This window comes from Vibrio sp. CB1-14 (assembly GCF_040412085.2).
GTDB lineage: Bacteria > Pseudomonadota > Gammaproteobacteria > Enterobacterales > Vibrionaceae > Vibrio > Vibrio chaetopteri.
This window is the reverse complement of sequence record NZ_CP115921.1, coordinates 1,530,489-1,548,288: the sequence shown is the minus strand read 5'-3', so window position 1 is coordinate 1,548,288 and position 17,800 is coordinate 1,530,489. Positions and strand designations below refer to the sequence as shown.

Sequence of the window (17,800 nt, the reverse complement as noted above, 5' to 3'; positions counted from 1 at the left end):
CTAGGAGACGCATGGCGCTAACAATGAAGGTGAAGATAATATCGACGTGTTTATTATCGCCTTACCTCACTACTCTTCCGCTTGCTTCTTCTCGACCCACTTTCGTGTCTCATCAATTTGGTTAATACATTTGTACATAGACGCTCGCCAGATGAGATCTCGGTTTCGGATCTCTCCTAGATTTCGGTTGTTAATCACCTTGGGTAAGGGCTCTTTGATTGGCATCACTGGGACGAGGAGCAAGGCCGGAGGTGGAAACATCAGCACTTCGTTGCTCCGGTAGATCAGACGTTCTTGAGGTGTCGCGGTAAAACTGCTGCATCCGGTCATACTCAGCGTCGCTAAAGCTAAGCTGACACGCATTGGTAACGGGTTTGTCACGGGTAAGGTTCTCCAATTCAGAAATCGTTTGTTGAAGTTCTCTATCAATGCTGGCGTTGTACTGGCGTAATTGTTGCGCCAACTGTTGATGTTCGATGAGCTGATGTTTTAGGGTCGTGATGGTTTGGTCTAGAGAGCGATTGGTGGCGGTGATTGTGTCGAGTTCTGTTTGCTTGAGTGCGATTAGGCTGGTTTGCGTTTCGAGTTTGAGGGTCATGTCTTCAACCTCCCCCCTTGCCAACCACAAGAACAATCCGAGAAGTATTGAGACGAGTAATGGACCCGTCGTCATCAGTTTGGTTAGAAAGAGCACGTGAGGTCACCTACTGCATCTAGCTTTTCTTGGTTGTGCTTCGCGACGAACATTTTAGATTCAAGCTCGGGAAGGTTGTAATAGTCCACTCGACTTTGACTATCTCGAGCTGGGGAAAACTTTTCCCTAGCTTTGTCATCACCGAACATTAAACGAATTTTCTCGCTTATCTCCTTTTTTTCATAGTTCAATAATATTGAAACGAGTAATGGACCCGTCGTCATCAGTTTGGTAGAAAGAGCACGTGAGTTCACCTACTGCATCCAGCTTTTGTAGCTACTTGATACGATGCCTTCTGAATATAGGCGTTCCGCCACCCACATTTCAGCAGCAGGAGTGAACAGAGCCTGAGAATACCCCAGCTCAGTCTGTTTCAGCTCTCCAAGTTTTTGTTGGATAAACGATTGAGTGAAAACGCGGCCACGTTTGACCCTACCGTCGTATACCCCACCAATCTCTTCTAGAAACCGGTTCAGTTTGACGGCCGATATGTTGTGCTTTTGTGCGACTTGAGTAGCGGTCATTAAGGCATGGCGTTCTACCAAATTGTCGTAGAACTCGACTTTTGGTTTTTGTTCTATTAGCTGTTGCTCGGCGACTTGTTTTTGTTCCACTTCATCAGCCCAGGCTCGCGCGGCTTCTGCTGGATTAGTAAAGTTTGGCAACGTAACGCTTTGTTTATTTTCTAGCTCAAGCCAACGCTTCGTTATGGCGTGCCTCATTTTTACGTCATAGCCGGAGATCAACGTAATGGTTAGTTCTTTGTTCAAAAGAGCAACCTTGCGAGTGTTATTGTTACCATATATCTGCGTTCCCCAAATTTGGGGAGCGTCGATGTCCAACGTTACCAGCATATTTGAGATATCACGAATAACGTGATCATGTCTCTTTCCCGTTATTTCAGAAATTTCCAGACTACTCATTGTCAGTTCATTTTCATGTACGATAGGTTTCATCACGTCCATTCCTCTTAAAGTACAATGTATACAACAAAGCCCTTAGGCCGAACTCAGAGCTTTACTCTTTCTGTTGCTTTATCTACTCAGGCAAAGTTCCGTTTCTTTCTGCCTACGAATAACTAGACCTTTCAATTTGACACCGCCCCCATAGATCCAACGATTAAGCTGGTGGCAGGCCGCGATATACTTTCCTTTCAACACGTACTGATAAATCTGAGTCTTTGTCCCATTGCGATTGTGTTTGAATCGAGTGCAACCTGTATTGAAGATAAAAGAAGTAAAAGCATCGTACTGTCCCTGAGTCACGCGCGTATTAGGAAGCGCCTGCTGTAAACAACGTTGAGCATCTTCTATATTCTTTGCCCAGTCCTTGGTTGCTTTTTTAAGCGTGATCGTTTCGTTTGAGACCTCATGCGTATTCCCTATCCCATTCGTTATATGGCCTGCTGGACATGTATAAGGCGTTAAGCGGCACTGCTCAGCATTTCCAATCAATTCAAGCCCCTTTTTCGACACGATGACCTCATTCGGCACAATACCAGTCAACAATAACGCGATAGCGGCACCCACAGAGCACACGATTGTCTTAGTATGTTTCATTCGCTTTCTCCTTAAGATGTTTCTCTTGGAGTGCTAACAGCTTCTTTCTGTAAACCAGGTTCGTTACCACGGTAGCGACCGAGGTAGTGACCGTACAAAATATACCAATCACCACGGACCAATTACTTAAGCCAAACGCGCCTAAGGTGGCGGTCACGCTTCCAAACACAGCCGTTATCCTGTCACCTTTGGTGGCGATAATGACCATCATAGTGGTCAGGAATACTGCACAGACGACTTTCACCTTGTGGCGCTTCACTGCAGCGCTAAGATGCTCAAACATAAACGCCTCATCAAAAGAAAACCCACCTGCAAAAGCGAGGTGGGTTGTGAAATAGCCCGACGACTACGAATAAGACTCTGGGCATAAAAAAAGCCGCTCAATGTGACCTGAGCGACTTTCATGTGTATTTATCCATACTAGGAATTCATACAGTAATCTGCCATCATTTTTTATTCAAGTGCTTTTCGAAGCTTTTTTGAGCAGCGTTGTCATAGCGAACGACAATACCTCGAATCATCTCAATATGTGCTTGCCATCTTTTCCAATTATTTTGGTAATAGCGCTTACGCTTTTTCTTGTAGCCTTCACTGAAAACACTCTTCACCTTACATTCGAACTCCACGAGGAGAGCAATGAACGTTGAACGAGAGAGATTCGAGACATACCTCACTTCACCACTCTTAACTTCGGTCTTGGCACCGCTCGACAGTTCAATAGCTAACCCACCAGCAATATAGGGAATGAGAGAGGCCATTTTATCGTAAGTTCTTTTCTGGATGAGAACGCCTTTCGCTAAATTATCGAACACCCAGTCAGCAGCGATACTGTCAACTAAGCGCACTCGGTTTCCATGATTACTCCAACCAGGAGAGGCGTAAGCGAAATAACTCCAATCCGTTAAATGTTCATGCATTGCATCAACGGCTCTCAGTACTTTGGCGCCATCAAGCCTTATACCAATTTCGAGATCCACCGCATCGAAACCACCTCCTCGCATTTCAAGGGCATTTCTGGTGTTTAATCCTTTCGTAGCTAAGCTGATTGCGGCTGACATTGGCCAGCGTTCGAGAGCGATGACGAAACCCATTGATCCATTCCTTGATTACTCAAACACTGTATAAATATACACAACTTTAAAAAAGCGGCCAAGGCCGCTTAGAGGTGACTGGATTTCAATCAAAGAAAACCAAGTTACACGACTTCTCTTCTAAGATTGACAAGGTGCACTTCTGAGACCTAGTCATTAAGCTTAAGTTGGTCTGGATGGGATGCTCAATCTCATCTTTACTGGGCAGTTCGACATAGAGAAATCCTTTTAACCTAGCTTGTTAGGTATTTTTTTACCGCAGTGATTACACTTTTTGGGTTTAGACCATAAAGTCTTAGAATAAGCGAGTTTTCGGCAACTCGGACAAAAAGACGAGTTAAAACACGTTATCACGACACCAATTAACAGCCCCATAATGATAAATGCCTGCAGCTCAGTGGTAAAATCTCCACTTCCGAAGTGTTGATTGAAATAATAAAATGTAAAGTAAGCTAGGATCCCAGTAGTAACGTTCAAGAAGTGATAGATATTTCTTTGCTTTTTTGGAGCCGATATCTTTATCAAATTGTACGATATCAATATCGTCAAAGTGAGACTTATTAGATTTAAACTAACCACCAGGTATAACATTGTTAGCGCCCTCCTCAAGGTGTATTAACCTCACCATCAACAACCTTACCTACATCAAACGACACTGTGTATGATGATCCATTTACTATTTTACCCAGGACATTCGTATCATAAAAAAGCAAGCAATCAAACTTAGCTCCCTGAGTTTCATCTGGACAAAGCGTTGAATCAAAGCAATACTGTATGTATGTACAGATATTTTATTCCTATATGTTTTACTCTATACAGGTCAATGATGCGTATCGAATCGATCGAATCAACGTGCATGGACCCATTGGAAACAACAAAAGAAACGACGGCACTGTGGCAGCTTTACTGAGAAATGGAGATACATTTAAAGCGCCGTTCGGAGGCTTCATTGAAGGTAATACTATGGTCGGTCTCAGAAAAGTGAAGCTTTTGCACGTCAGATTCTTGTGTGAAGACGAAAACGCAATGAAGCCGATATACCAAATACCTAAAGATCATTACTTAGTGGGGGTTTATCTGGAAAGGAAGCTTTTCGTTCTCCTAATGAACGGTGAACCTCAACATCATTTTTACAAAGATAGTGACGAAGAGTCTAAGAACAATGTTTGTCGGTTATTCTGAGGGCATAGACCCTAGTTCAGATACATTCATCTTCTAGGCACGAAAAAGGTGTTGATTATCAATCACCTTTAAGATGTTAACAAGAAAATGTTCTGCTAAACGAATCTCCTATTGTTTACTTAATCTAGCTTTTTACTAGAACAATACGGACATCGTGTCTGTCGTTTCAACACGCTCGTACTATAAGAAAACATCATACAGTCTCGGCATAAACTGGTTCTTCTAACAACATCAATCGTTGCAAACGCGGAAAGAACTAGCCAAAGCGCCGAGACATTGAGCAAGTGAAGGACAACAAATACGCTCACACCTGCAAAAACTAGCAAGCCTTTTACTGCCGCAAGTCTCGTTTTGTGAGCAAGCTTTCTCCCAACCTTTGAAGTCAAGCAAAAGAACACAATGAGTTCGAATGGCAGTAAGAAAAATAGGAAAATAGGAAAATAGGAAAATAGGAAAATTATAGGGTCCATTAAGCCTCCCAGAACACTCTACTATCTCCCACCCCAACTCATTCCTACTTCCCGCTTCAGCCCTAGGTGTCCCAATTTAAAATTGGAAACCCGTTCCTTTTATAGAAGGATCATCGATACCCACTACTCTGATTACACCTACGTTCAGCGATGAAGTAGTATTGAACTCATTAATTGATCATCATTCAATAACTCAAAAGCCTGAGCTGGGTTATTGTAGTCTGCGACCAGTGGATTTCTGATTCCCAATTTCTCAGCGACCCAGTCGTTGTACTTTAACTCCCAAATGTTGGGTGGATCTAACTTCGCCCAGTTTCGATACACATTCAGGTGCTCCCCATACAATTCAGAGATCCCATAGACCAAACACATATATAGGATGGACCGAGCTAAATCCCCTTGTGTTCTTATCGGGATAACCCATTCCTTTTCATTGTCTAAGCCAAAGTCAGAGTAGATCCCCTTCATGTCGATCTGGTAGCTTCTTACTATGCGATCATCTTCCACATCGAAAGGCCAGTTCCAACGCGCGGAATTAATATTTCTGTGTGCCGCAGCAAAGTTAAGCGGGTTGGTTGTAGAGCCCTTAATCACGGTCTCTTCAGCCCCTATTTTACCCAAATAGGTTTTGAGGAATGATTTGGGGATAATGTGCTCGATACTGTACATGCGTTTTCGCTTGAGCAAATCCACCGGTACGCCCGCATACACCGAATGAATGTAGTCATCTGTCGTATCATCAAAGAAACTCCAAAAGTTCTCAGACTTCTGAGTACCACTCCATTGTGTGTAGTATTTAGTGTTTTCATACACACCACCAGCGAGATCGATAAAATTATTTCTATTCATTTTGCCTCCGACGTTATTTTGTTGTCAGCCTAAGCTTAGGTTGCAGTGAAGCTTTTGAAGTGATTTCTCATGCTTGAAATCACAACCTTGAAAGAAAATGTACAACAACATCTCATTTCTAATCCTGGCTACACAGGTAAGCGACTCCGATGCTTTTTTATCCCTATGACCAAACGATTCCCAATGCGTGTTACTTAGGGAAGTATCTCAGTAATAACTTAAACATATCGGCAGAATGGAGAAGTGGTTGATACCGCGGTATGTACTTAACGCGTCGACTTTGGGCGCATTTTTGTAACGCCCAAGGATAACTCACTTGAAGTGTTGTCTGATTCTCAAAAAAACGTTTCGCTTTGGTGTAGTCGTAGGTGATGAGCTTACTGAGGTTATGGGAAAAGGGGGTTGGCATCAGGATATCCCGCCCTATCAATGAAACATCCACTTTACGAATAAACTCATCCGCCACTTTTTGATAAGGAAACTCAAAGTCTGTCGAAGCACTGCTAGGTGAGCGGTCCCCTCGACGACTCATATAGTTCAACATTCCTATGTCATATCCGTTTAATGCCTGCTCAAACGCCAGCGTTAGTCGCTCACTGGGAGTCATACAATGAGGAAAACCAAGGATTTGTTTTACATCGTCCAAAATGAGCTTCGATGTATTACTTTGAGTACTGCCTCCAATATCACCGTGCACACCATTGACGATATAGCCTTCAAACCTTGTCATTGAGTTCAGATAAATGTCTGCAGCACCAAAGCCCGCCCTGCCCTCATCTCGCGACTTATACAAATGCAAATGTTTTACAAATTTCGGCGTTTGATAGGATTTATTCAGAAAGGGACCAGGAACAGGGTCAAGAAGGACAACGGTGAAATCAATATTTAGCCCGGGATGCTCTAGCTCAAGTTCTTGCAACGCTTGAGCGATAGCCACCGCTCCTCTGCTAAATCCACAGATTTTTATGCCTAGAAGCTCCGCTACTGGTCGAGGGACCTCCTTAAGAACATACTCCTTTATTTCATCAACCATGTAGCGCAAACCATAACCAGTGATCGCGTCTTTTGACATCCTTAGCGCATATTCCACAAGACCCATTCCTCCACTGCCCCCGTCGAAATAATAGGGTTCAGATAGAAGGTTGTCGTAGTAGGTGCCCATTTTTATCGTTCGGCCGGTACTCCCAATACCATCTATGTATTTGTAGTATTTACAATGCTCTCTAGCGAGCTTATCAAGCTCAGTCACATTACAGATAGAAGCTCTATCTTCACACGTTCCTTGGACAAGAATCACCGGTTCATACATAGTCAACTATTTCCTTATATACCATATAAATCAGAATGCATAATAGAAGAGAAGGCCGTGACTTCCAGAATTATGGGCAAGTTTGTTCCTGTTTTGTGCTTCTACGCTTTACTTGAGGTGTTTTTTTGAGAGATTTGATACGACTACGTTTTTATGGAAAGTCAAATTAATGCAGTGTGTATGTCTTAGGCTCGAGTTGATAACTGTTGCCGAGTTCGACTATCAACCTTACCATTTCTTCAATATGACTGGGGCGGTACTGAACCGAAATATCTGTGTCGTGAAGCAGTAATAATAGAAGAATATCTTCATCGCTCAGTCCGTTCATCAGGTGCCAGTCGATCTCTTCTGAACTTACGCGTTGGACCGCATTTTTCATTAACTTGAACGTCCCTTCAAGGTGATGGTCAGTGACCTCGTTGGTATGGTGAAGGATGACTAATAGTATTGATTTTGTGTCCATGCCGCCAATTTACACGATTTCAGCTTGGCGTATGCCTTAGAAAAGTACGAGAGAGTTCATCATACCTCTTAAAAATGGCGCTTAACCTGTGTCGTCAACCAATATAGTCACTTAAGCATCGTCCCAGTCCGCGCTTTAAGCTGTCATTTTGAACAGACCAAAATAAGCCATAGGAATGACTAACCAGCCCCATCGTACTGAGATGGTTCTTAAACCAAAAATACACTGACTTACTCCTCCCTTCTTGAGATTTCGATGTTTTTTGGAAACCCAAAAGATTTTGAAGCCAATCGTTCTCAGCAATATGCGAACAATCAACATAATCATTGGTTTTTAGGTAGTAGTTCAAGACCAGCGATTGCCAAACATAATTGGGACAATTCCAATGATAATTGTGTCTTTCTTGAGCAGAACGTATTTGACCTGGTTCCATATTCAATTTGCGCGCTATATTGGAGAATTTGGAATAGTCCGGTGACGCCTGAAAGGAGGTCACAAAGTTTTGTAGACTTTCACGCTTGGAATCTGCAGTGCGCTCTGCATTCTTCTTAAGTCTTTCTTGCCATAAGTGCAGATTTCTCCATCCTAAATGCGCTAACTCAACGTCATGGAGTGTACTCTCGTAGGTGTAAACCAGATGTACTTTGTCACTTAAACCATAAGTAGACTGACCGCTGGGTAGGAAGAATACTTCCGTCTTTGTTTTATTGTTAATAGTAACGAGCCGCTTCCAAACCGCTTCTCGATCAGTGTTCTCTATCGCAGAATTCACATTAGTCACCCTCAATGGAGGGGTGTAAATTTCTCGTCGTCCATCTATCGTTACTTCATGAGCAATCTCAGGTAGAAAGCCTCTGTGGTGCCTTCTCAACACCCACTCATCAGCCAAAGTCATGAGTTTACGAACTCTGTCGTCCATCGTCTCATCAGATTTTCGCTTCAAATTAGCATTGCTCATAGAGATCAAGTTTTCTTTCTCTGAGCTATAGAGCCAAATACGCGGCGCACTGTCGAGTACCGCATCTTTGAGTTTCTCGGGTGCCGTGTTTGGTTCCAGTTCACTAATGTCTATCTCGATAGCGTTAAGCTTTTGCGCCGAAAACTTAGTTTTATCTGTTTCCGATTTTTGGTGGGTGTAGAATATTTCGACCGCCCATTGCTCGGAGCCGTGATTAACTAATACGTCGACCACTAGGTTATTTTTTCTGACCTCAGTCTCTGCCGTATATCCGTTAATATGCTTCTGCTTAGTTGCAATATTGTGCTCCAACGAGGCTCCCAGGGAGTCTACAAACCTAGAAGTTCCTTCTAGACTAGGTAAGGTAAGACCTTCGTCAGCATAATCGACCACAATTTGTTTGGCTGCTGCGTGAAGCGCGGACTCACCAACACATTCTGTGTATGCCTTATGTGCAAAATGCTTTAGCCTATCTAACTTACCTCCATTTTTCGCAACTAATGGCTCCTCACAGTCGACACAACTGCAGTGACACGCGAGTCCATTCTCAACGTGAGAAATATGGACCATACGCCCCGAAATATGCTTTGCCCAGCTTATCGATGCTTTGCCATGCTTCCCTGTATTTTTAATGTTCACTGTTTGAAACCTTAATCAAGCTTTGGTGAATTTTTTCCGTGTTTCTATTCTTCCATTGCTCAACTTACATTTATAGCGCGAGATCAATAAATTAAGACAAAAGCAGAGGTCAGCCCCTTTAAAGTTCAACTTCTCAACATCAAGCATCACTCTGACGGCTCAAAAAACAGAAGTCTCAATATTGTTTATCCTCCAAAACATCGAATGGTGATTTTAGTTTAGCAACCACCCGCGCCGACTGGCCATCACCTATCAGACTTATCTGCTCAACCATGTATTCTTGACCGTTATGTCGGTACAAACGTTCTCGTTCATGACAAATACACAAAGCATTCACTGCTGGGCTGTTTGGTAAGAGTCGAATAATCATGGCGCCATCCACAATTTTGTTTTGAAACCTGTCGCTTCACTTCTGTCACAGTGAATGAGGACACCCTCGCTCCGAGCTTTCTGGATGAGCTTTGCCAAATCGCAAGGGGTGATCCCAAGTTTTTGGCTTAGACTCTCTGGTGTCCAAAGGCGATTAGAGCCTTCAAGCACATAAACAAGATCTTTTATGTCCATTTATCACCTCCCTTAAAACCTGACGCTTCGCCCCTGTGAATGCAAATACCGCCGAAATTCTTCAGAGGGACTTAGAGCGTTTGAGGTAGTTTGAAAACTGAGCACTTTTCTTTGCTCTTTGCTAAGCCAGCTCTCTATGAACCGAGACACGCCTGCTTTGGTCTTTCGACTTTTAGGATTGTTGAGACACCAGAGAGCCATCATTCTGAGTTGATGGTGGATATCGACACCTGGGTAGAGGCTCTCTAGCTGCGGGATATGTGACTTCATAACGGGGTGCATCTTGCCTCCCTTGAGCATCAACGAATACGCCAGTCTGTCGTTAGCGATTTGATTTAGCTTGTTCGGCGCAAGATCTTTTATTGGTGGATCTATTGATGGATCTAATGATGGTTTATAGCCAGATTTCGGCCTACCTCGAGCCAGATTCTGGCTGTTGAAAACGCCCCGTTCTGACTGTTCGAAATTCGAATGTTCAGATTTTGAATGTTCAGATTTCGGCTGTTCTAAATCAGAACCTTCCAAACTCGGCGGTTCAAAATTCAAACCTTCACTTTCGATACCCAGGTCGTCCGACGACGTTTTTAACGCACTAAGGGAGAGTTGATACTGATTGCTGTCGCGCACTACTCTTCCAGAATTCGACGTCTTAAATCGGTTTCGTTTTGTTAGCCACCCTGCTCCTTCGAGTTTTTTCAATGTCGACTTCACCGTCGATACCGATATACCCGACTTTCGTGCCATGGTTTCTATCGATGGCCAGCACATTCCATTGTCATCTGCATGGTCAGCTAAACAGAGCATCAATAATTTGTCTGAGCCTTTTAGTGTCGATACATCCCAAACCCAGCTCATCACTTTGATGGACATCACACACCTCCCTAGTTCCCCTTTCCACTCGCAATCCACTCACTATTTGGCCATACCCAACAACCATTAGCTGGTGGTAACGACATGCACCAAAAGGTCCTTCTCAGTAAGACTCTTTTCATCGCGATTTTTCCTCGCGAGAGATTTCACAACCAGGCTTTGGATAGTTATCACTATCTGAAGCCTTTTCTAATTCCGTTAATGCCGATGTACATTTGTTACTGATGGCTCTTAAGGCAGCCCGTTGAAGCAAACCTTTCTGCGCTTTATTCGGCTCTGCATCAATTGAGCAACGGTACATTGCAGTCAACTGCTCGACAGTAATCAGTGCGTGTTCAAAGATCATAGCGATATCCCCAAAGCGAGTTGCCAGAGAGGATGCAGATCAGGCTTACCGGACCAACCTTTCTGAACGCTTCTCATCGGATTGTTCAAGGCTTTTGGCCCCAACGCTTGTTCTATTGTCATCCCTTTACTCATTCGGTAGTAAATAGTTCCTTCGTTTACATCAAACGCTCGGGCTATATTGGGAATCCCCTTGATTCCTTTGTACTCATACGCAACTTTCTGTAGCGTTTTTTTAGCCAGAATTTTCTCAATCGCATGCTCCAGCTCATCGCCCCTGGCGATACGAGATTTCAGCGTATTAGGTGATACCCCTAAAGCTTTAGCAATATTGGGGAGCCCCTTGTGTCCCTTGTATTCGAACTGTCTTCGTTTCATAACATCACTCCACTGTTGTTATGTCCGAAAACATCAATGCAGTACTGATGCCTCCGAACCTTGCTTCTGCCACGTGGTATTGGCCATCGCAGCTGTTATCAAGGACTGAACCGTCTCTACAATCTTGGTGACTCTGTTAAGCGACACCATCGACATAATTAAATATTCTGTCACCTCCCCTAGTGCGTTAGTCGCCCCCAAAGCTCAGTGTTCATCTTGGCGCTCTCGGATGGGTAGAGCCGACCTACTTGAAAAGTCCACCAGCTCTCAACTTAATGGTGAATTTTAGCAATGAGTTTCTATACTTAAACAACTTAATCCGTTGGTATAAATGGCAATATTGTCCCTTGTCTCGTTGCGGGTCATATCGATAACTTTCTACTCTTCCTACAGTTACGTTATGCTTTGTTTCCACGCTGGAGTCTTCATTAGAAAATGAAACTCATAAACACGACTTTCAGGGACGAATTCTCCCCACTGGCTTACAGCGGAGTGCGTAGTAAATACAGCATCAGCTACTTTCTGTTTTGATCCGAAGAACGCAACAACGTCAGTCGTTCTTAACGGCGGTAAATGTCGTTCCATAGCTCACACTGAATGTTAGTTTTCTAATATTTATGCACATAAGAAAACTAAGATCAAGTAGATGTAAGATAACTAACATGAATATTGAAACGATTGGCGGCAGAATTCGCCGTAAAAGAAAAGAGCTCGGGCTTACTCAAGTACAAGTGGCCAAATCTGTTGGTGTTTCACCAACCTCAATTGTCTTCTGGGAAAGAGATGAAACTGTCCCTACAGGGAAGAACCTTTTAGGTCTTTGCAAAAAGCTCCATGTAGAGCCCGACTGGTTACTAACGGGCAAACAGCCTAAATCAAGCTCCGCTGTCGGTAGTGGTAATGCTGAGTTACTGGGAAACATGCAAGCTTGGGATAACAAAACACCATTAGGTGAAGATGAAGTAGCGATACCCTTATTATCCACAGAAGAGCTATCAGCGAGTAACTACCGCATCTGTGAACCTGAGCAAGCTCAAGAGGTTCGTTTAAGGTTTGCAAAATCTATTCTACGTAGCTACAACGTATCTCCTAGCGAAGTCGCTTGCGTCACAGTTCGGGGCGATAGTATGGAACCAGTTCTTCCAGGTGGCAGTACTGTAGGTATTAATTTTGGAGATAAAGAATTATCTGACGGTAAGATCTACGCTATAGACCATAATGGTGAACTTTATATCAAAAAACTATATCGACTGCCCGGTGGGGGTATGAGGATTTACAGTTTTAACGAGAGTGAGTACCCCGCCAGAGAATATTCCGAATCTCAGATAAACGAGCAGCGTATCACAATTGTAGGTCGCATATTTTGGTACTCTGTACTTCTTTAAACGATTGATATAAAGGTTTTTTGTGTTTAAACATTCACTCGCAATCTTATCCATTGCTTTACTTAGCGCGTGCGGGGAAAGTAGCTCAAACACGAAGCCTTCAGCAACTGTGAATGCCACCGAAGAATTTATTGCAAGTGCTGAATCACTTGGAATTAGTATATCGACGATAGATAAGATGTGTACCGATAAGGGTGATTTTACTGTTGAATGTAAGATGTTTGATGGTTTTTCCCTTTCCGGAAACGTTGGGGCTACATATACCACTATTAGTTATCAACGAAACAGCCACGATATCAATGCCAATACGCACACATCGATTCTTGTGAATTTAGACTTGGGCATGCTTGAAGTTTATCACTCAGATCTAGAAGTTCCAGATTCAAATCTGCAGAACTCTGTTAATTTAAACAGTTCATCCAACAAACAAATGCTCAATAATTCAATGAACTATCAAAATGTTAGTAATTGGTGTTCCGTAGAATTTGAGTACACAGACAGTAACTCTAACCCATTTACTTCCTTTCTCCCATGTACAGATGAAATCAATATCTATCCACTACTTCATGATGGATGGGTTATAACTTGGTAGGTCGATAACAGCATAAAACCGCCCTTCAGAGGTCCACTCACATGTTTGCACGTTAGGATCCCGTGTTGTGGTCCAATCTTAGTAATCTTAGATAAAATACTTGCACTATCTATATTAGTTTTCTAATATTTTAGTTAGTTTAGTTATTAAACTTAATTTAAGACCTGTTCTTTAATGGCTAGGCCCGGATTAAATGCCAACTACGGTAAGGAGAACTACCATGTCTTTATCCGTCGATACCCGCTACGGAAAAGTTATCGTCAGTACCCCCTACTACAGCTTCATACTTTGGGGGGAGGTCGTTTCTGTCACACTCTTCAAACCCGAAAACTGTCCCAACGGTTACGGTGTTTGCAAAGAGTTTGTAGCCTCTCGAAAAAAGAAAATCCATACACGCCGCTTCCTAGAAGAATTCGCAAAGCAAGCAGCTGCGATATTTTAAGGGTCACTATGTTTATCTTTCCAGTCAACATTAAACCTGATAAATACGGACATTGCACACGTAAGACCTTGCCTACCCTCGACGCTTATCAATTTTGCACCAATCGATTACTGCCCGTTGAGTTTCTAAGATGAGTAGGACTTAATATGATGTCATTACAGTCGAAAATTTCTATTATCACACTAAAGAAAGCTGCTGACGAAATCGGCCTCTGTACGAAGACATTACGGGAGAAAGCGAACGACGGCGTCTACCCGTCAACTGTAATGAGAAAGGTAAACGGAACATGGATGCTTGATATAGAGGAATGGAATCGATGGCACAGGACGAACAGCTAGGGAAACTTCCACAAGGTGTTGAAGTTCATGGAAACTACATCAGATTGGTATTCTATTATCGAGGACGTCGCTACAGGGAATCGTTGAGGCTCCCCATTACCAAACAGAATATTCAATTCGCGAGACTCAAACGCGAAACTATTCTGTATGAAATTAAAATAGGCATCTTTAACTACGCTTCACACTTCCCAGATTCTAAACATGCAATGGGCCGCCCTAAAGACCGAACGATTGGTGAACTAACTAAGTTATTCCTTAATTCGAAACAGCATGACGTTAGACGGTCAACGTATGAGCGATATGGTTGGGTCCTTAGGGATTTCTGCGAGCTCTATGGCTCTAACAGAAGCTGTAGTACCTTGTCAGCCCGATCTCTGGAAACCTTCAAACATGACCTCGTCAAGGGCAAAAGTGCTCGCACTATCAATAGAAACTTAGTGACAATTAACGGCTTTCTAAGCTGGATCCACACAATGGAGTATGTCGAAAAAGACTTATCCAAACAACTCAAACGAGTAAAGGAATTGCCAACCGATATTGAGCCTTTCTCAATGGAGGAAATAGAGACAGCTTTATCACATTGTAAGCAAGAGCAACATAGAAACATGATCACCGTGCTGGTATATACCGGAATTCGTAGTGGCGAACTTTGTGCTCTAGCATGGGAAGACGTGGATTTCGAAAATAAAACTATACATGTCCGTCGCTCCACTTATGATAAACGTGGTTTAAAGACCACCAAAACAGATACTGAGAGACATGTTGATCTCCTTCCACCAGCGTTTGAGGCACTTAGAGCCCAGCGCCACTTAACCTACTTATACCCTTGTAAACTTCATGATGTTGAGCTGCCGGGTAATACTTTTCGTAAAGAAAATCTGCGATTTGTTTTCAACCCAAAGGTGGTTAGACAGCAAAAGAACAGCGACTATGATTACTATGGTAAACGAGCGCTAGGAAGGCTTTGGCTGGAACTTTGTAAGAAAGCTAATATCTGTTACCGAAATCAATACCAATTACGACACACGTATGCCAGTTGGATGATTACGCATGCCAACGTAAACGTTAGCTATTTGGCCAAGCAAATGGGACATGCTGATATACGGATGGTCGCCAAAGTTTATGGAAAGTGGTTAGCCGAATCGAATAAAAAGGAATCTGATAGGGTTTGGTTAGAATTGAGTAAAGTCCTTCGTAACATGAGCTAAATTGTGCAGGTTTTATTCAGACCTATTGGCTATAAGATTTTCGAGGAGACTATTAGGATTCGAATAATGGACATCTCTGCCGCGTCGACAAGGCGATTGAAATTCGGCATCTTTATTTTCAGCCGCCTCATTACTATTAGCTCATCGGATTCAGTTTTCAATACCTAGTCTCCTGTCGCTTGATTAAAAACGGTTTGAACCCTATCAATCTTCGAGCCGGCGAGCGCCATCTAATCTCCGACTCTTTATTCCCAAGCCTTAGAAAAATCGCGATCCTTAAAGGCCTCTGCTAACCCAGTAATCTGTTGCATTCTGAGTACTTCGTCTTTATCCATCCCTAGTTCCCTACCGATTTTTTCGTCTGTCCAGTCCATTTCCTTCAGTTTAATCACTAAGCTGGCGGTCAACTCTACCTGATGTTCCCCCCTCGCCATGTTATGGCGAATCGATGAAGACATACGCTCCTCAAAGGTTTTTTTCAAAACGACAACTGGAACGTAGTTGGCCAAGGACGCATTAATGTCCGGTTCCGTTTTAATGAGTCGGGTCCGATGAGCCCCATCAATAACGACATACCGTCCATCATCGGAGTGCTTACCCACCACTACCGGCATGGTTACTCCATCACTTCTGATCGAATGTTTGAGTAAGCGGTATTCTGGAGGAGCCACGGTATTAGGGTTGTAGTCATTGTCCTGAACCAAGTGACTCTCCACCAGTCTTACGTTAAGCGCCGGATGCGTAAACTCCAATATTTTGCTCGACAGATCTGACAGTAAATTGAAAATCACCACCCGCTCCTTTATCGTTAATTCATCTAACTCATCGAAAGAGGTGGCAATTTCATACACTAAATTTGAGACTGCTCGTAAGGTTTTCGTATTCATAATTTATTTTTCTTCCTGAAATACTCATCATACAAATCGACATAATGTTCTGTCAGACGCTTATTTTGACCAAAAGAAAGCTCCCGACACCAATAATCATTTTTAATCAGAACTTTACAGATACGTCGCCAACTCGGGACTTTCTTTTTAGCTTCCAATTTCTTCTCGGCAAAATCCGGTATCGAACTAATTCCATATCGCTTTCCGTTTTTTCTCCACCAATTGAGAAACTTAAACAGTCGCTCACGATAATGGCTGGCAAGATGTGGCGGCATGCTATTGAGTAAATATTTACTGTAAGAGCGATAGGTATAGCCTTTTGGTAATTCAAATTTATAATACCCGAGTATTCGACCTTGCCGTTTGCAATATCTTGCTCCAAAATTGCACCCCTCCACCCGCTGCACCAATTTTTGCCAAGTCCGGGGTTCTAAAATGTGGTACAACCAAAGTCCTTTTCGTTGATCATCTCCGAATGGCTGACAAAGCCGCTGCTGGGCAAGGGTTAGACCCGCTTGATACATCAGATCATAGACACGGTTGTATGGCCAACCATAGCGACCATTAGCGACCCAAACATCAATCACATGCCAATCGTAAATGGGATAAGCCTTGTAGAAGCGCTCACTCGCTCTTGTTGTCCACCCGTAAGGCTCCAGCTTGCTTTTCTTTCGGTTTTTGATTGTGTTGTAGCGATGAAGAGATTCATCCGCACGAATCGCCACAAGACAAACGCCACGGCTCTTCTTCCATTCACAATACCACTCGCCAAACCCAGCAACGAACTCTTCGAACTCCATGGCATAACGATAAAAAGGAAAGTAATCCATCTCATCAATCACCGACGTATGGGTTGGCTTTCGCCTTACCCATATGTCCTCTTTATCCGGCTCCCAACACACCCATTTCGGTCGAAACTGCGAGACTGAATTTCTCAAACTTAACGGTAAACACACCCAAAACGCATTCACCTCCTCTTTGTCTACCATCGTCTCTATAAACCGAATGGTTTGCTGGTACTGGGCTTCTAAGTCAACAATCAAGACATCAACAGGCAGTCTTTTCCGTTTTTTCGCTTCTTCGATGACGAGGTTCAGCAGAACTCCTGAGTCTTTCCCCCCAGAAAAGGACACATAGAGGTGGTCAAACTCATCAAATAATATTCGAATCCTATCCCGAGCCGCTTCATCTACATCCTTGTTTAATCTACGCTTCATGGTATTTCACCTAAAGTAAAAAGGACCTACTCCACTCCTGGACGGGGAGGCACGGATAATCTAAATGGAGTAGGTCAAAATAACGTTATTTGTCCCTAAGTTATGACGAGCACACGTCGCATTCAAACTGCTTAGGTTCGTCTGAGCACCGCTTCAAGCTGCCACCCCCTGAGGTCTTGCATTCATTGCTCCCCTTCAAGAGACAAATCCCTGATCTCCTCCTCATAAAATGCCACAGTATTGGCGCTATTATTTCCACACCCGATCAGGAACAAGACAAAGATGACCACCAATACCAAATTAACTACACCAAAACACCCAGCAACTTTGCAGAACAACGACCACCATGAGAGCATTTGT

Annotated in this window: 22 protein-coding genes and 1 pseudogene; 5 read left to right on the top strand and 18 right to left on the bottom strand. The window is 43.2% G+C overall.

Features of this window, described 5'->3' with window-relative positions:
* Nucleotides 1–190 precede the first annotated feature (190 nt).
* From PG915_RS22750 to PG915_RS22675, 16 genes are all read right to left on the bottom strand, one after another.
* Nucleotides 191–598, bottom strand: coding sequence for a hypothetical protein (locus tag PG915_RS22750; RefSeq protein ID WP_353499245.1), 408 nt, complete (start codon nt 596–598; stop codon nt 191–193).
* Nucleotides 599–681: 83 nt separating this feature from the next.
* The gene (locus PG915_RS22745) at nt 682–948 is read right to left on the bottom strand and encodes a hypothetical protein (RefSeq protein ID WP_353499244.1); all 267 of its coding nucleotides are present in this window, start codon (nt 946–948) and stop codon (nt 682–684) included.
* A complete protein-coding gene (locus tag PG915_RS22740) occupies nt 949–1,650 on the bottom strand; it encodes a phage antirepressor KilAC domain-containing protein (protein ID WP_353499243.1) in 702 nt (233 codons plus the stop codon).
* A 78-nt stretch (nt 1,651–1,728) separates the two neighbouring features.
* Nucleotides 1,729–2,253, bottom strand: coding sequence for a lysozyme (locus tag PG915_RS22735; protein WP_353499242.1), 525 nt, complete (start codon nt 2,251–2,253; stop codon nt 1,729–1,731).
* Nucleotides 2,240–2,536 carry an HP1 family phage holin gene (locus tag PG915_RS22730; protein ID WP_088878424.1) on the bottom strand — a complete coding sequence of 99 codons (297 nt, stop codon included), beginning with the start codon at nt 2,534–2,536 and terminating at the stop codon, nt 2,240–2,242. The genes PG915_RS22735 and PG915_RS22730 overlap by 14 nt, the downstream gene beginning before the upstream one ends.
* A gap of 163 nt (nt 2,537–2,699) precedes the next feature.
* Entirely contained in the window at nt 2,700–3,344 is a 645-nt protein-coding gene (locus PG915_RS22725; protein WP_353499241.1) for a hypothetical protein, read from the bottom strand.
* Between the two features lie 1,796 nt (nt 3,345–5,140).
* Nucleotides 5,141–5,845, bottom strand: a complete 705-nt coding sequence (locus PG915_RS22720) for an endonuclease (RefSeq protein WP_088878419.1) — start codon at nt 5,843–5,845, stop codon at nt 5,141–5,143.
* 190 nt (nt 5,846–6,035) lie between these two features.
* The gene (locus tag PG915_RS22715) at nt 6,036–7,154 is read right to left on the bottom strand and encodes a hypothetical protein (protein WP_353499240.1); all 1,119 of its coding nucleotides are present in this window, start codon (nt 7,152–7,154) and stop codon (nt 6,036–6,038) included.
* 166 nt (nt 7,155–7,320) lie between these two features.
* A complete protein-coding gene (locus tag PG915_RS22710) occupies nt 7,321–7,533 on the bottom strand; it encodes a hypothetical protein (protein WP_353499239.1) in 213 nt (70 codons plus the stop codon).
* A gap of 178 nt (nt 7,534–7,711) precedes the next feature.
* The gene (locus PG915_RS22705; protein WP_353499238.1) at nt 7,712–9,214 is read right to left on the bottom strand and encodes a hypothetical protein; all 1,503 of its coding nucleotides are present in this window, start codon (nt 9,212–9,214) and stop codon (nt 7,712–7,714) included.
* A 175-nt stretch (nt 9,215–9,389) separates the two neighbouring features.
* Entirely contained in the window at nt 9,390–9,584 is a 195-nt protein-coding gene (locus PG915_RS22700) for a hypothetical protein (protein ID WP_353499237.1), read from the bottom strand.
* Nucleotides 9,581–9,778: a hypothetical protein gene (locus PG915_RS22695; RefSeq protein ID WP_353499236.1), complete on the bottom strand. Its 198-nt coding sequence runs from the start codon at nt 9,776–9,778 to the stop codon at nt 9,581–9,583. Before PG915_RS22695 ends, PG915_RS22700 begins: the two co-directional genes overlap by 4 nt.
* A gap of 12 nt (nt 9,779–9,790) precedes the next feature.
* Nucleotides 9,791–10,648 carry a helix-turn-helix domain-containing protein gene (locus PG915_RS22690; RefSeq protein ID WP_353499235.1) on the bottom strand — a complete coding sequence of 286 codons (858 nt, stop codon included), beginning with the start codon at nt 10,646–10,648 and terminating at the stop codon, nt 9,791–9,793.
* Between the two features lie 118 nt (nt 10,649–10,766).
* Nucleotides 10,767–10,994 carry a hypothetical protein gene (locus PG915_RS22685; protein ID WP_353499234.1) on the bottom strand — a complete coding sequence of 76 codons (228 nt, stop codon included), beginning with the start codon at nt 10,992–10,994 and terminating at the stop codon, nt 10,767–10,769.
* Nucleotides 10,991–11,371 carry a hypothetical protein gene (locus PG915_RS22680; RefSeq protein WP_088878411.1) on the bottom strand — a complete coding sequence of 127 codons (381 nt, stop codon included), beginning with the start codon at nt 11,369–11,371 and terminating at the stop codon, nt 10,991–10,993. The genes PG915_RS22685 and PG915_RS22680 overlap by 4 nt, the downstream gene beginning before the upstream one ends.
* A gap of 393 nt (nt 11,372–11,764) precedes the next feature.
* Nucleotides 11,765–11,956, bottom strand: a complete 192-nt coding sequence (locus PG915_RS22675; RefSeq protein ID WP_088878410.1) for a Cro/CI family transcriptional regulator — start codon at nt 11,954–11,956, stop codon at nt 11,765–11,767.
* Between the two features lie 77 nt (nt 11,957–12,033).
* On the opposite strand from PG915_RS22675, the gene PG915_RS22670 reads away from it, so the two are divergent.
* The 5 genes and pseudogenes from PG915_RS22670 (at nt 12,034) to PG915_RS22650 (ending at nt 15,336) form a co-directional block, all read left to right on the top strand.
* The gene (locus PG915_RS22670) at nt 12,034–12,756 is read left to right on the top strand and encodes a helix-turn-helix transcriptional regulator (protein ID WP_353499233.1); all 723 of its coding nucleotides are present in this window, start codon (nt 12,034–12,036) and stop codon (nt 12,754–12,756) included.
* 22 nt (nt 12,757–12,778) lie between these two features.
* Nucleotides 12,779–13,348, top strand: coding sequence for a hypothetical protein (locus PG915_RS22665; protein WP_353499232.1), 570 nt, complete (start codon nt 12,779–12,781; stop codon nt 13,346–13,348).
* Between the two features lie 220 nt (nt 13,349–13,568).
* Entirely contained in the window at nt 13,569–13,790 is a 222-nt protein-coding gene (locus PG915_RS22660; RefSeq protein WP_353499231.1) for a hypothetical protein, read from the top strand.
* A gap of 307 nt (nt 13,791–14,097) precedes the next feature.
* A pseudogene (locus PG915_RS22655) lies at nt 14,098–14,316 on the top strand (Arm DNA-binding domain-containing protein); the annotation flags it as partial.
* 285 nt (nt 14,317–14,601) lie between these two features.
* A complete protein-coding gene (locus PG915_RS22650) occupies nt 14,602–15,336 on the top strand; it encodes a site-specific integrase (protein ID WP_353500194.1) in 735 nt (244 codons plus the stop codon).
* A 245-nt stretch (nt 15,337–15,581) separates the two neighbouring features.
* Here PG915_RS22650 and PG915_RS22645 read toward each other — a convergent pair whose 3' ends face one another.
* Both PG915_RS22645 and PG915_RS22640 read right to left on the bottom strand, forming a co-directional pair.
* Nucleotides 15,582–16,223: an IbrB-like domain-containing protein gene (locus tag PG915_RS22645; RefSeq protein WP_353499230.1), complete on the bottom strand. Its 642-nt coding sequence runs from the start codon at nt 16,221–16,223 to the stop codon at nt 15,582–15,584.
* The gene (locus tag PG915_RS22640; RefSeq protein WP_353499229.1) at nt 16,220–17,440 is read right to left on the bottom strand and encodes a DUF3440 domain-containing protein; all 1,221 of its coding nucleotides are present in this window, start codon (nt 17,438–17,440) and stop codon (nt 16,220–16,222) included. The genes PG915_RS22645 and PG915_RS22640 overlap by 4 nt, the downstream gene beginning before the upstream one ends.
* Nucleotides 17,441–17,800: the final 360 nt, after the last annotated feature.

Coding starts and splice junctions, on each gene's coding strand:
- PG915_RS22750 (WP_353499245.1), bottom strand. CDS start 598: ATGACCCTCAAACTCGAAACGCAAACCAGCCTAATCGCACTCAAGCAA.
- PG915_RS22740 (WP_353499243.1), bottom strand. CDS start 1,650: ATGAAACCTATCGTACATGAAAATGAACTGACAATGAGTAGTCTGGAA.
- PG915_RS22735 (WP_353499242.1), bottom strand. CDS start 2,253: ATGAAACATACTAAGACAATCGTGTGCTCTGTGGGTGCCGCTATCGCG.
- PG915_RS22730 (WP_088878424.1), bottom strand. CDS start 2,536: ATGTTTGAGCATCTTAGCGCTGCAGTGAAGCGCCACAAGGTGAAAGTC.
- PG915_RS22725 (WP_353499241.1), bottom strand. CDS start 3,344: ATGGGTTTCGTCATCGCTCTCGAACGCTGGCCAATGTCAGCCGCAATC.
- PG915_RS22720 (WP_088878419.1), bottom strand. CDS start 5,845: ATGAATAGAAATAATTTTATCGATCTCGCTGGTGGTGTGTATGAAAAC.
- PG915_RS22715 (WP_353499240.1), bottom strand. CDS start 7,154: ATGTATGAACCGGTGATTCTTGTCCAAGGAACGTGTGAAGATAGAGCT.
- PG915_RS22710 (WP_353499239.1), bottom strand. CDS start 7,533: ATGAAAAATGCGGTCCAACGCGTAAGTTCAGAAGAGATCGACTGGCAC.
- PG915_RS22700 (WP_353499237.1), bottom strand. CDS start 9,584: ATGATTATTCGACTCTTACCAAACAGCCCAGCAGTGAATGCTTTGTGT.
- PG915_RS22695 (WP_353499236.1), bottom strand. CDS start 9,778: ATGGACATAAAAGATCTTGTTTATGTGCTTGAAGGCTCTAATCGCCTT.
- PG915_RS22690 (WP_353499235.1), bottom strand. CDS start 10,648: ATGTCCATCAAAGTGATGAGCTGGGTTTGGGATGTATCGACACTAAAA.
- PG915_RS22685 (WP_353499234.1), bottom strand. CDS start 10,994: ATGATCTTTGAACACGCACTGATTACTGTCGAGCAGTTGACTGCAATG.
- PG915_RS22680 (WP_088878411.1), bottom strand. CDS start 11,371: ATGAAACGAAGACAGTTCGAATACAAGGGACACAAGGGGCTCCCCAAT.
- PG915_RS22675 (WP_088878410.1), bottom strand. CDS start 11,956: ATGGAACGACATTTACCGCCGTTAAGAACGACTGACGTTGTTGCGTTC.
- PG915_RS22670 (WP_353499233.1), top strand. CDS start 12,034: ATGAATATTGAAACGATTGGCGGCAGAATTCGCCGTAAAAGAAAAGAG.
- PG915_RS22660 (WP_353499231.1), top strand. CDS start 13,569: ATGTCTTTATCCGTCGATACCCGCTACGGAAAAGTTATCGTCAGTACC.
- PG915_RS22650 (WP_353500194.1), top strand. CDS start 14,602: ATGGAGTATGTCGAAAAAGACTTATCCAAACAACTCAAACGAGTAAAG.
- PG915_RS22645 (WP_353499230.1), bottom strand. CDS start 16,223: ATGAATACGAAAACCTTACGAGCAGTCTCAAATTTAGTGTATGAAATT.
- PG915_RS22640 (WP_353499229.1), bottom strand. CDS start 17,440: ATGAAGCGTAGATTAAACAAGGATGTAGATGAAGCGGCTCGGGATAGG.